At 26.6% G+C, this 13,398-nt stretch carries 11 protein-coding genes; all 11 read left to right on the top strand.

The window, feature by feature from the left end; all coding sequences use genetic code 11:
* The first annotated feature begins 273 nt into the window (after nt 1–273).
* Complete coding sequence (locus tag CP523_RS13300) at nt 274–2,430, top strand: phage tail tape measure protein (protein ID WP_066679044.1); 2,157 nt, start codon at nt 274–276, stop codon at nt 2,428–2,430.
* Nucleotides 2,430–3,128 carry a phage tail domain-containing protein gene (locus tag CP523_RS13305; RefSeq protein WP_066679042.1) on the top strand — a complete coding sequence of 233 codons (699 nt, stop codon included), beginning with the start codon at nt 2,430–2,432 and terminating at the stop codon, nt 3,126–3,128. The genes CP523_RS13300 and CP523_RS13305 overlap by 1 nt, the downstream gene beginning before the upstream one ends.
* A gap of 2 nt (nt 3,129–3,130) precedes the next feature.
* Complete coding sequence (locus CP523_RS13310; RefSeq protein WP_120140946.1) at nt 3,131–4,540, top strand: phage tail spike protein; 1,410 nt, start codon at nt 3,131–3,133, stop codon at nt 4,538–4,540.
* A gap of 1 nt (nt 4,541) precedes the next feature.
* Nucleotides 4,542–4,820 (top strand): hypothetical protein, encoded by a 279-nt coding sequence (locus CP523_RS13315; RefSeq protein ID WP_120140947.1) that lies wholly within the window; start codon nt 4,542–4,544, stop codon nt 4,818–4,820.
* A gap of 1 nt (nt 4,821) precedes the next feature.
* A complete protein-coding gene (locus tag CP523_RS13320) occupies nt 4,822–8,454 on the top strand; it encodes a hypothetical protein (RefSeq protein ID WP_120140948.1) in 3,633 nt (1,210 codons plus the stop codon).
* Between the two features lie 36 nt (nt 8,455–8,490).
* Nucleotides 8,491–8,724, top strand: coding sequence for a hemolysin XhlA family protein (locus CP523_RS13325; protein WP_066677493.1), 234 nt, complete (start codon nt 8,491–8,493; stop codon nt 8,722–8,724).
* 15 nt (nt 8,725–8,739) lie between these two features.
* The gene (locus CP523_RS13330) at nt 8,740–9,021 is read left to right on the top strand and encodes a phage holin family protein (protein WP_066677495.1); all 282 of its coding nucleotides are present in this window, start codon (nt 8,740–8,742) and stop codon (nt 9,019–9,021) included.
* 69 nt (nt 9,022–9,090) lie between these two features.
* Nucleotides 9,091–10,140: a peptidoglycan recognition protein family protein gene (locus tag CP523_RS13335; RefSeq protein WP_066677497.1), complete on the top strand. Its 1,050-nt coding sequence runs from the start codon at nt 9,091–9,093 to the stop codon at nt 10,138–10,140.
* A 250-nt stretch (nt 10,141–10,390) separates the two neighbouring features.
* Nucleotides 10,391–11,488, top strand: coding sequence for a 3'-5' exonuclease (locus CP523_RS13340; RefSeq protein WP_066677499.1), 1,098 nt, complete (start codon nt 10,391–10,393; stop codon nt 11,486–11,488).
* A 6-nt stretch (nt 11,489–11,494) separates the two neighbouring features.
* On the top strand, nt 11,495–13,036 hold the full coding sequence (locus CP523_RS13345) for a hypothetical protein (RefSeq protein WP_066677501.1): 1,542 nt from the start codon (nt 11,495–11,497) through the stop codon (nt 13,034–13,036).
* On the top strand, nt 13,037–13,396 hold the full coding sequence (locus CP523_RS13350) for a hypothetical protein (protein WP_066677503.1): 360 nt from the start codon (nt 13,037–13,039) through the stop codon (nt 13,394–13,396).
* Nucleotides 13,397–13,398 lie beyond the last annotated feature (2 nt).

Genomic DNA, 13,398 nt, shown 5'->3' on the forward strand with positions numbered 1-13,398 from the left:
GAGGTGGAATATGAGGAATAAGATTGTAAAATATATAAGTACCTTTAAATAAGGTGCTTTTTTCTTTGAGTAAATATGCCAACACCGAGGTAACTTAATAAATTACGAAAGGTTATTAAGCACCGTAACGCGTACCAGTTGAATAAATATAATACTGGCAAGAGTGTCGAACACTTAATAAAGTGAAAATGTACGCTGAACTAGCCTAGAAATGACTAGGTATCATGGAGGAAACTCCTAGATGTAGAGGATAAAAAGCCTTTACGGTAACAAATGGGATGGAAAACAAGTGATATGTTAGATGGCATAGAAGGAATAATGAATTTAGCCGCAGCTTCTGGTGAAGATTTGGCGCTTACAAGTGATATTGTTACAGATGCACTAACTGCTTTTGGAATGTCTGCTAAACAAGCAGGAGAGTTTAGTGATTTGTTAGCGGCTACAGCATCTAACTCGAATACTAATGTTAGTATGTTAGGTGAATCATTTAAATATGTAGCTCCTATTGCTGGAGCTTTAGGTATGTCAGCTAAAGATACAGCTTTTGCATTAGGTCTTATGGCAAATGCGGGAATAAAGTCTAGCCAAAGTGGAACTGCTCTTAGAGCTTCATTAACTAACCTAGCTAAACCTACTAAAAGTATGAATATAGAGATGAATAAACTAGGAATAAGCCTATTAGATGCCAACGGTAATGTTAAAGAAGGAAAGGCTTTATATGATGAATTAAGAGAAAAATTTAGTGGACTTACAGATGCCCAAAAAACTCAATCAGCAGCTACTATATTTGGAAAAGAAGCTATGTCAGGTATGCTTGCTGTAATAAATGCAAGTGAAGAAGATTATAATAAACTTTATGATAGCTTAAATGATTCTGCTGGTGCAGCAGAAAATATGGCTGATATTATGAATAATAATCTAAAAGGTCAAGTTACGCTTTTAAAATCAGCTTTAGAAGGACTAGGAATACAGTTATACGAAAGTATTAATAACCCTATGAAAGAAGTTGTAAAAACCACTAATAGTATGGTAGGACAACTTTCTAAAGCTTTTGAAAAAGGTGGCTTTGAGGGATTGGTTATAGAGTTAGGCAATGTATTTTCACAGATAGTAACTAATATTGCAAGTTCAGCACCTAAATTTATTGATTTGGCAGTTCAAACCGTACAGTCTTTTATAACTGGTATAAAAAATAATCTGCCTCAGATAGTAAAAGCAGCAATGGGAATAATACGAAGTTTAGTAGATGGAATATTAACTCTTTTACCTCAAATTTTAGAATTGGGATTAAATTTAATAATAGAACTTGGAAAAGGGATTGCAGAATCTATTCCTGAAATGTTACCGAATTTAATTCAAGTTATGATGGGTATTTGTGATATGATTATAGGCAATATAGGAATTATCATTGATGTTGGAATAGACATAATATTAGCTTTAGTTGAAGGTATTGTTCAAAATTTACCAACTTTAATACAAGAAATTCCAAGAATAATTAATAGTTTTGCAGATGCTCTATATAGTTGTCTACCTAGAATTTTAAAAGCTGGAATGGATATAATTATTATGTTAGTTAAGGGATTAATAACTAGTATTCCTATCATAATTCAAAATTTACCACAAATAATTATGGCTATCATAAATGTATTTACTTTAGTAAATTGGGCTAGTCTTGGTAAAAACTTAATAACAGGAATAGGTAACGGAATTAAGGCCATGGTACCTAATATAGGTGCAATTGCAAATTTTACAGCTGAAAGTGTAATAGGTGGTATAAAAGGTATATTCACATCAGGTGGAAGTATAGGTAGAAATTTAATTAGTTGGATTGCTAATGGGATACGTGGTTCTGTAGGAAGTTTACTTCAAGCGGCTAGAAATGTTGCTGTAAGTGCTCTTCAAGGAATTAAAAGCATACTAGGTTGGAACGAAGCCTCAAGTATAGGCGCTAATTTAATAAGAGGTATTTGGAATGGTATTTCAAATATGAGTGGTTGGATAATTAATTTGATTGGGGGATTTTCAGAGAATGTTATAAATTCTATCAAAGGATTCTTTGGAATACATTCTCCTTCAAGGATAATGAGAGATTTAATAGGTACTAACATAGTTAAAGGTATTGGAGTAGGTATTGATATCGAAACTCCTAATTTAAAAAAAGATATTGATTCAAACATGGTTGATTTAATACAAAGAATGCATGCTACAGTTGATTATGAAACTGCTAAAACTACAGCTACTGTAATAGCTAAAAATAATAGTTATGATAATAAAGATAATAATACTGCAGGTGCTACGATAGAAAATAAATCAATTATAGAAGTACCAGTTATTATAGAAGGTGAAAAAGTTGCAAAAGCTACAGCTCCTTATTCAGATAAGATAAGCGGACAAAGATTAAATTTAACAGAAAGGGGATTAATACTATAGTGTATGGGTTTACTATAAATGATAGACATAGTTATAATGATTTTGGATTACGTATAATGAATAGAGAAATTAACCCACCAAAAAAAAACAAGATTAAAGAAAGAGTGCCTTTTATGAATGGTAGCTATGACTTTAGTGATCTATATGGGGATCAAAATTATGAAGAAAGAATTATAGTTTATACATTAGATTTTAAATATAAAGATAAAATAGAATATTTTAATAAAAAAATAGAAATTTCAGATTGGTTAGTAAATAGTGAAAAGGAAAAATTATTTGATGATCTTATTCCTGGATATTATTTTTTAGCCGAGTGTGAAGGTGATTTAAAATTTAAAGAATATTCAGTTGGATGTGAGATAAATGTTAAATTCATAGCTTATCCATTTAAAATAGCTAATAACATAGAAGGAAGTGATATTTGGGATGAGTTTAATTTTGAATTAGATTATGCTCAAGATACTAAATATAATGTAGATGGGAGTAAGATTATTGATATATATAATCCTAGTGTCATAAAAATCACACCTACTATTCATTGTAGTGCTCCAATAAGTTTAATTAAAAATGGAATAACTTATAAATTTAATGTTGGTACTACTAAAGATTGGAGATTTGATTTAGATAAAGGAAAGAACAAATTGACTATTATAGGTAATGGGAATATAGAATTTATTTTTAGAAAAGAGGTTCTTTAATAATGTACGAAATTAAGTTAATAAATGAAAATGAAGAAACTATAATTAATTCAATATCTACAAGTGTTGAAGCACCTAGATTATCTAGTTTTAATATAAAACATGGTATAAATGTTATCGATACTTTAACATTTGATATATCGCCTAATAATCCAGGATATTTTAAGATTATAGCTTTAAAAACTTTAATAGAAGTATTAAATAAAAAATTAAATAAAGTAGAATTCAGAGGTAGAATTCTATTACCGACTGAAAAAATGAATAATAATGGTGTTTTAACAAAGTCTGTAGTATGTGAGAGTGAACTCGGGTATCTTATGGACTCTAGTACTACATACGGAGAATATCATAATATTTCTGTTAAAAATTTTTTAAAAGTAATAATAGATAATCATAATAATCAAGTATCTGAAGATAAAAAATTTGTACTAGGTAATGTGACTGTAAAAAATAATAATGATAGACTTTATAGATATTTAGGATATGTAAAAACTTTTCAGTCTATTAAAGATAAACTCATAGATAGACTTGGTGGTGAATTGCAAATAAGATATGAAAATGGTACAAGATATTTAGATTACTTAGAGTCTATTGGAGAATTTAAAGAGACTGAAATAAGAATATCTAAAAATTTAAAATCCATAGAGCAACAAAAAGATCCTACATCAATAATATCTAGACTAATACCTTTAGGAAGTAAACTTGAAAATAGCGAGGAACGATTAACCATTGAATCTGTAAATGGTGGTATTAAATATATTGATGATATTGATGCAATGAAAAAATTCGGAGTAATAGTAGGTGTGAAGTTGTGGGATGATGTTACTAGAGCATCTAATTTATTAAAGAATGGACAAGATTATCTAAAAAGAAACAATAAAATAAAGAAAAAATATAAAATAACTGCTTTAGATTTAAGTTTAATAGGATTGGATTTGAATAGTTTTGAAGTATACAATACTTATAATGTTATAAATCCACTAATGAATATAAATGAGGAATTAAGGGTTATAGAAAAAAATATTGATGGAAATAATCCTCAAAATTCTAGTCTTACAGTAGGTGATAAATTTGAAGATATAAAACAATATCAACTAGGAATTATTAAAGCTAATAAAAATATTGAAACCTTAAATGAGAATATTAATTCAACTATAGATGTTGTAAAGACTATTAGTACTGAATCAAAGAATACAGCTAAAGTATTGAATAAAACAAATGAGGTTTTAACTAATACTAATCAAACGGTTAAGGACTTAACAGATGCAATTATAGAAATAAATAATAGACTTAATGATAATGTTAAAGAAACTCAAAATTTAATTAACGCTACTAGCGATATTAAAGATAACTTTAATAATGTTAATAATAAGCTTGAGAAATTAAAGCGTAGAGCAATTATGGAGGTGTAGAATGGAAGATTATAAGTTAGTAGCAGCTAAAGTTCTTACAACGTCAGAACAAACATTATATTCAAGTTCATTAGGAGCTATTGTAAAGACTATACTACTATACAATTCAAAAGAAGAAGAATCCAAAGCTACACTAACATTTGATAGTGTAGCTTTTAAATTTAAGATAGCAGCAGGTGAAACTAAGATTTTAAATAGTCCAATTCTTACAAAGAATATTAAAGCTAGCGGAGAAGGTATTAATATTCACATAACAGGACTAGAGATAGGAGGAGCTTAACATGACAAATATAACTAACGAATTAAATAAAATTAAAAATGCTATATTTGGAAAAGATGTTAGACAATCAATTCATGATGCAATAAAGGAATGTTATAGAAATGCATCAGTAGAGCATGATAATGCAAATATGGAGGTATTAATAGCGAGAGGTGTCCATGAAACATTAAATGATAGAATAACTAATTGCGAAGATAAAATAACAAATAATATAAATACTGTAGAAACTAAAATGAATATTGGTGATAAAATTAAAGTTTCACAAATAGATAAAAATCAGGGGAAGATAGATCAAACTTATTTAACAGATGAATTACTTCAACAAATTTCAGGGAATGCTCCTATTAATAGCATACCTCCAGATAAAGGTGTCACTACAGAAAAGTTAGCAGATAAATCAGTAACTAAATCAAAAATTGCAGATGATGTACAATTATTTCCACATCAAATAGCTCCAGGTAAAATTGTATTTGATGGATTAACAGCTGTTAAATTACCTTCAAGTAATGCGATAGTAACAGTTAATAAACCTTCAAAGCTTGCAAATAGTGAATATAGTATAGATATAACATCTACAAGTAGTGAAGGATACGGATGGATAGCTCAGATTCCTAACAATATTACTTTAAATGAGGTTGAAACTAATACATATGGTAATAAGTTAACATTTATTATCCAGTATAGTTATAACGGAACTTCGAAACTTTCATTAAATGGTAGAGTCTATTATAAAGATGAAACAAGTGAAACATTTAATATTAATAATGTGTTTGAATCTGCAACAAATAAAGTTGCAGTAATTGAAGTAGAATTTAATAAGCCTATTAAATCTGGAACATATTTATATGTTTCACCAGAATTAAATAAAACATTTACTTATACAAAAAATATTTATTACTATGGAGGAGCAATAGATGATGTATATAGTAAATATTTACTAGATTTAAGAATTGATAAGACAAATAGGGATATAGATGTTATTAGTTCTAAAATAGAAGGAGTTACAGTTGAAACAAATCATTATCCATTTTCGGATAGATTTATAAGCGGAAGTAATGTTATTATTCAAACTAACAATAGTACATTTTCAAACAATTCAGCTGTTTTATTAGATGATAAAAATAGCCTTGGAGGAAATTGGTGGGTTAAATATCATGGTGAGGATAATAATGATATGCCTTATATGCAAATTAAAATTAGTAATAGTTTTATATCTGATATAGATAAAAAGATAAAATTAGAATCATATAAGGATGATGGGTATATTGAGTTTGACATAATAATAGATAGTAAGAAATCATTTAATGTTAATGCTCAAATTGTAGGAAGGTATCAAAATTCTTTGTGGACATATTTTAGAGATATTCCTATAACACATAAAGGTGGAAGGCAAGTATATAAAAGAAAATTATATTTTGAAAAATCATACTTAGGAGATAAATTAATAGATGACTATAATTTTTTTGCAATATACTTAGTATTTAAAAGTAGATTAACAAAAGAGGATGTATTTTATATAAGTGGTATAACTAATAAGTATGGTTCATCATTAAATCCAGACAAAATTAAATTGGAAAGAAAGAACTTTACAGATAAATGTGTACCATATTCTGCATTAGGTGACGAAGTAATAAAACTACTTAATTATGGAGCTAATGAAACAAAGGTTAGTAATGAAAAAATAGTCTTTGCAGGTGATTCAGTGACTTGGGGTAATGGCGGATTAAATGATGGGTATTTAGAAGTAATTGATGAAATAGTTAGGTTTAAATATTCAAATACAGTAACAATAGATCAAGTAACAGTAAATGGAGCTAATAAAATTATAAATTCACCTAAATTATTTAAAAGTAAAGCTTGTGAAATAATTGGAGTAGATAATTCAATTACATTCTTAATGAAATCAGATAAGGTAAAGATAGCTTATGCAATCAACAGAGAGAGCAAAGGAGCTGCAATATGTGAGGTACTAGTTGATAACAAAGTAATAGATACATTCAGCACATATAACCCAAGAAGAAAAGGAAGAAAGACATTAACATTTAATGCAGATGGAGCAACAAGAAAGTTCCAACTAAAAGAAGCTTTTACTTACAATCATGTTGTTACTCATAAAGGAGTATCATTAACAGGTGAATTAAACAGGGGTAGTTATGGTTCAAAGTTCCCTAAAGGCCATGACTATATGATTATAAGAGCATTAGATAATGACGAGGTAAAACATACTTTATTCTTTAAGGATGCGCCTGCAGCAGGAGAAATAAAAATAACATTTGATTATGGAGAAAGTATAACATATGCAAAAACTACAGTAGGAGAGTTAGGAACTTTATTAGATAGTGGACTAGAGAGTTATTATGGTGATGGTAATGTAGCTTTCGACCCTTCAAATGCAGTATCATTAAGTTCAGGATTAGACTTTAGAAAAGTAGATAAAGATTGTTTTAAAACTTATAATTTTGCTTCAAATAAGACAAGAGAAATTAAAATAAGAATTAAATCATTAGATCCTAGAGTTATACCAGGAGATACACCAACATTTGTATTTAACTTTGCTACAGATAGAAATTTTGAATACATGAACGCAGGTATTGGAGGGTTTCAATATAATATGTTCAATAAAGAAACAGGTATAATAAATTATAAAAAGCTAGCTGAATATGAACCAGATAAAATCGTAGCATTAATGGGAGCTAATGATGATTGGGGAAAAGCTGAATATCCTGTTTATCAACCAAGAATAGTACAAGCAGATTACTTAGAAAAAAATAGTTATTATTGGATAGCTAACCCTATTAAGAATGAAAGCAATTATAACATCAATGACAGGTGGACAGATATTAAAGCATTTGATAAGTACTCAATAACTTTAGCTGATAATGTAGTAATTGGTGATGTAAATAAACATGACATATTGATAATAAATAAATGGGGAAATGATGAAAGATACTGTCAAGTAAGGTTAATTGATAGCATTGATAAATCTAAAAAGAAAATAACTTTCTTAACGCCTATTGATACTGAGTTAGTGAACTTAGATACAAAAGTTCACATTAAGAGTATTAAGAAGTTAGGTGATGATATTGATTTGTTTATAAGTAAATTAAGAGCATATGACAATATAAATCCAGAAATATACTTAGCTTGTATGGGAGTTTCTAATATGAATCATAGACAACTATTAGGATATAGAGAATATATAAGATATATAGCTAAAAAGAATAACGTTAAATTTATAGATATGTTTACTCCAACTTCAGAGTATCAGTCTACAGTAGAAAGAACAATAACATATGAAATAAACTCAACAGGAGCAAATGATTATATAATCTTAAAGGAAACTGAAAACATAAATCCTATACTAAGAAATGTTACAGTTGAAGTTGATGGGATGAATATATTTGATGGTAAAAATGTAAGGTTAAGTGGAGGATACGGGTATTATTGGAATACAGATTTAACACATGGATATAAAACAACACCAACAAGGCTATTGCTTAAAGAGCCTATAGAAGCAGGAAAGAAAATAATTGTTAAGGGAACTACTGAAAGATATAGTGGTGATTATTGCCATATGGGAGCAGAAACAGGTAAATATTTATATGGAACAACAATTCTAAAGAACTTACTATAAAAATGTTTTTGTATTAATAAAAAAGAGAGGTGTATTATGAATGACGAATTAATAAATCATCAACTGAAGATACATGAGAAAAGGATAAATAATCATTCGGAGAGGTTAGATGAATTAGAACAGGGAAGAGCTGCAACAGATGTAAAGATAGATAATTTATGTGAGAAGCTCGGAGCACAAACAAAAAGTATCAATTGGTTAATAGGACTTATGGTAAGTAGTTTACTAGGGTTCTTTTTTTATGCAATTCAAAAAGGAATATTTAAATAAGAGGAGATAAGTGAAATGGATCTATTAAAATTTATACCAGAAAATTTAATTATATTAATTGTTGTTATTTATGTATTAGGAGTATTTCTTAAAAAATTAGAGGGAGTAAAAGACAAATATATAACACTAATTCTAATGTTTTTTGGAATTACATTTGCTATATTACTAAACATTGTCAATGGTCAATATAAAGTATTATTTGATGTTATAGTAAATGGAATACTTCAAGGTATATTATGTTGGGGAGTAGCTGTTGGAATAAATCAAACATCAAAACAAATTTCAAAAGAAAATTAAGTTTACATAGCAGGAGTAATCCTGCTTTTTATATTATAGAAATATTTTAAAAAAGGAAAGGTGATATTTATGTTAAAGATTGAAAGAATGATAAGCCCTTATAACCACTATGAAGGAAATGCAATAAAGTATATTGTAGTTCATGGAACAGGAGCTCCAGAAGGAACAGATTCAGCAAGAAATAATGCAATTTATTTTTATGGAGGAAATAGAAATGCTTCAGCACATTATTTTGTAGATGCAACAAGTATATACCAATCAGTTGAGGACTTTAATGGTTCCTGGTCCGTAGGAGATGGATATAATCAATATGGTATAAATAATCAAAATACATTAAATATAGAAATGTGCTGCAATAATTATACCTATGATGAAGGAACAATTGTAAATACATTAGAATTGGTTAAAGTTAAGCAAAAAGAATATGGAATCCCGAATTCTAATGTAGTAAGACATTTTGATGCTTCAAGAAAAGTTTGTCCAGAATATTTTTCATTAAACAATTGGGAAAAGTGGAGTAACTTTATAGAGAGATTAACAGGGGAAACAGTACAACAAAGCAAACCAGTTCAAAAGCCTTCATACAATCATGGTGAGGGAAAATATTTAAATTTACATTCACACATGGAAAAGTGGGCTATATATGCAACAAATGTTAGACCAGTTACAGGAAATCAAAAAGGATATTTAAAACCTAAAATGTTTGGAGGGCTTTCATATAAGATTATAGAAGATAGAGGAGATGTAAAGATAATAAATACAGGAGATTATGGAACAGTTCAAATATATGCACCTAATGATGCCGATAGTTCTATAACAGATAAACCTATATATAACAATATAGCAGGACCTAATCCTGCACCACCAGTAATAAATGTAAGCTATTTAAATTTACATGAACATAATTATTCATGGAGAGTTTATCCATTAAATGTTCCGCCAGTTGTAGGAAATGAATGTGGAGCATTAGCTCCAGCACAATATGGAGGATTATCTTATAAGATATTAGAAAAGAAAATTACAGATGTATATAAAATAAAAACAGAATCATTTGGAGTAGTTGCAATATATGCTCCAAGAGATAATGATAGCAGCATAACAGAAAAGCCAATATATTAATTTAAAGCCTAGTAGGTAGTAGAAATTTTACTTGCTAGGTTTTTATATAACGATAGAAGGAATATTTTAATTAATAGAAATAAGTAGATTGAATTAATAAAAGATAAAAATGTTGAAAAATAAAAATAAAACAGAGTATTTGTCGAAAATGTTTACAGATATAAAAGTATGAGTTTATTATTATCTTATAATAAAGCTTGTATAAAAATAATATACTAATTATTAGTAAATATTTCGTATGGAGGATACTGTGTTTAAATTAAGTGATATAGAAAATGAAATAAATGAAGAAGAGAATAGGAAAAAGGAAAGTCAATTACTAGAGATGGATAAAGTAATACAAATAACTATTAGAGATTGTGATGAAAAGCAACTTAATATATTAGGTAGTTCATTAGATGAATATTTGGTTACTGGTCCAGCAGGAAGTGGTAAGAGTATGATAGCAATGATTAAAGCTATGGAACTATATAATAATAATAATAAGTTTCGAATAATAATTTATACTAAAGCATTAAGTGAATTTATAATAGGAAAGCTTAAAAGAGTAGATATAAAGAATATAAAGGACTATATTTTATGTGGATATGAATTTCAAAAGGAAGATATTTCTGAAGATATAGATTATATAATAATTGATGAAGTTCAAGATTTTAACTTAAAAAATATTGAGTATTGCCGTAATATGGCTAAAAAGGGATGCTTTTTATTTGGGGATGATTTACAACAAATTTATCCTAAAAATACTGATGGAAAAAATATAATAAAAAATTTAATAGATTCGGATATTAAACTTTTTAAATTAGAAAAGACATATAGATTTCCTAAGAAGATTGCCTTTTTTTCTGAGTTAATAAAAGATAATCATGGAGATATTTCAAATCTATGTATTGAAGAAGGTGGAGATGAAAATACTCCTAGAATGATTGAATTTAAAAATAGAGATGCTGAAATGACATATATTGTAGATACAATAAAGAATGAAGGTTGGAAAGATGTTGGGATATTGGTAAGAAATAATGATATGGCTCAAATAGTTTATGATGAGTTAAGAAAAAAGGGTTGCATATGTGATTATAAAATAAAAGATGAAATGAAATTAGATTTTACAAATGATAATCCTAAAATATTAACATATCATAGTTCAAAAGGATTAGAATTTGAAAGGGTTTTTATTCCACAGTGTGATGTTGATGAAGATGATTCAACAAATTTAAATTTAAGGGAAGCTTTATATGTAGCTTGTACTAGAACTTCAAAAACGTTAATATTATCATATATAAAGAGTTTTAAATCACCATTTTTAAATGGTATAAATAGTAAGTATTATAAATTTGAAAGAAGGTAAGGAGAAATGTACATATACTATAAAATTAATAAAAATAATATATATGATATATTAAGTAGTTTAACTATAAACATAAATGATGATTTTGTTTACTCAGTACCACCTTCAATAAATGAAGATGAAGTTGTTATTAAAATAAAAATTACATATGATGAGAAATGTGGACTAATAAAAATAGACAAAGAGTGCTATAGATTTAATAAAATTTTAAATATAGAAAATAGAATTATAGTATTTTATTTTTTAAATGAAAGTATGAAAAATAAAATATTAAATAATTTAAAATATATAAAAGAAATAAAAGTTAATTATGAGTATATAGAAAATAATTTTAAAATTTATTATTGGAAAAATGGTGATACATTAAAAATAATCACTAGTAAAAATAATATAGAAATAGTTAAAGAAAAAAATCAAATGCTATTTAATAGAATTTTATCTATAAAGGGTATAATTTATGGTATGTTCACACATAAGCAAATAATAAATAAATATGTTTTAAATAATTGCTCAAAAGTTTATGAAGAATATAGCATAATTAATAACATTATAATTAATTTGAGAAATAAAAATGAATTAAATAGGAAGTTATATAATTCATTAATAGATACCAGAAATGTATTTAGGAAACAAATAGAAAATAATTTAAATAACTTTGATTACAAAAATATATTAATAACTGATATAGATTATAATTATATAAAATTTAATAATTGCTTGTTAAATTTATCTTTGAAAGATCTAGAATTGTTTGAAAGAATAATAAATTATATAGTTAATAAATTAAGTGGAATAGAAGATGAGAAAAAAAAGACATTGATGTTACTTAAATATTTAGATAAAAATAAGAATGATTTTGAGATTAAAGAAGATTATGAATTGTTGCATAAGAGAATAGTAAAAGAAGACTATAGTGTTAATGTAGATTCTATAAAGAATGATGTAATTAAAAATATATATGTGGTATTTATTAAATATGATAGTACAAAAGAATTTGTATTATTTACTAGGGAGAAAAATATAAGAAAAAGTTATATAGCCTATATGACATTAGGAGCAATAAAAGGATTGAAATATATGTCAGGAAATATAATAGCAGAAAATGTTTTGAATGATGGCATATTAAAGAATTCTATAAAAATAGTTGATGATGTAATTAATGGAGAAAATCAAAGATATTTATATAAGTTAAAACTTCATTATTATTTAAATAAATTATATTCTAAATTAGATAACATAAAAGTTAAATTTGATGATTTTGATATTATAACCAATAAAGAGATTGGATACATGTCAATTAATATAAAAAGAGAGAATGCTTTGTTAGAAGTATTTTATAAGGAAAGAAAAAAGAAATTAGCAAATAGTATAAAATATTATGATAATAGATGTTATAAATTGAAAAAAATAAAAATGGAGTGTCCAAATAATAATATTTATTTTAATTATAGATTTATTATAAATAATAAAACGAGAACATTAGACTTAAGATATGAATATATATTTAGTAATTTATTAGAATATATAAATAATAAAGAGGTGGAATAAATGTCAAACAAATTATCAGTTTGTCATAAAAGAGTAAAATATACAAGTTATGAATTGGTAAGAGAAGTAAAGAAAATAGTAGATAAATATAATAATGTTGAAGAGTGTGCTAAACATTATAAAGTAAGTGAAGAGTTAATAAAAAATATTTTAAAAAATTCTAGAATTCTTACATTTGAAATGTATAAAGTTATTAGCTTAATGCTAAATAAAAGTATTAAAGAACTTACTGAAATTGAAAATGTATCATTAATACCACAATTTAGAGGATTAAAAGAAGAGGAACAGGTTGAAGACTTAATAGAATTTGCTAATAATATTTTCGAAGAAATAATAATTAATTCAAAATTGAGAGGGTAGAA

The sequence above is a fragment of the Clostridium septicum genome, from assembly GCF_003606265.1.
Taxonomy (GTDB): Bacteria; Bacillota; Clostridia; order Clostridiales; family Clostridiaceae; genus Clostridium; species Clostridium septicum.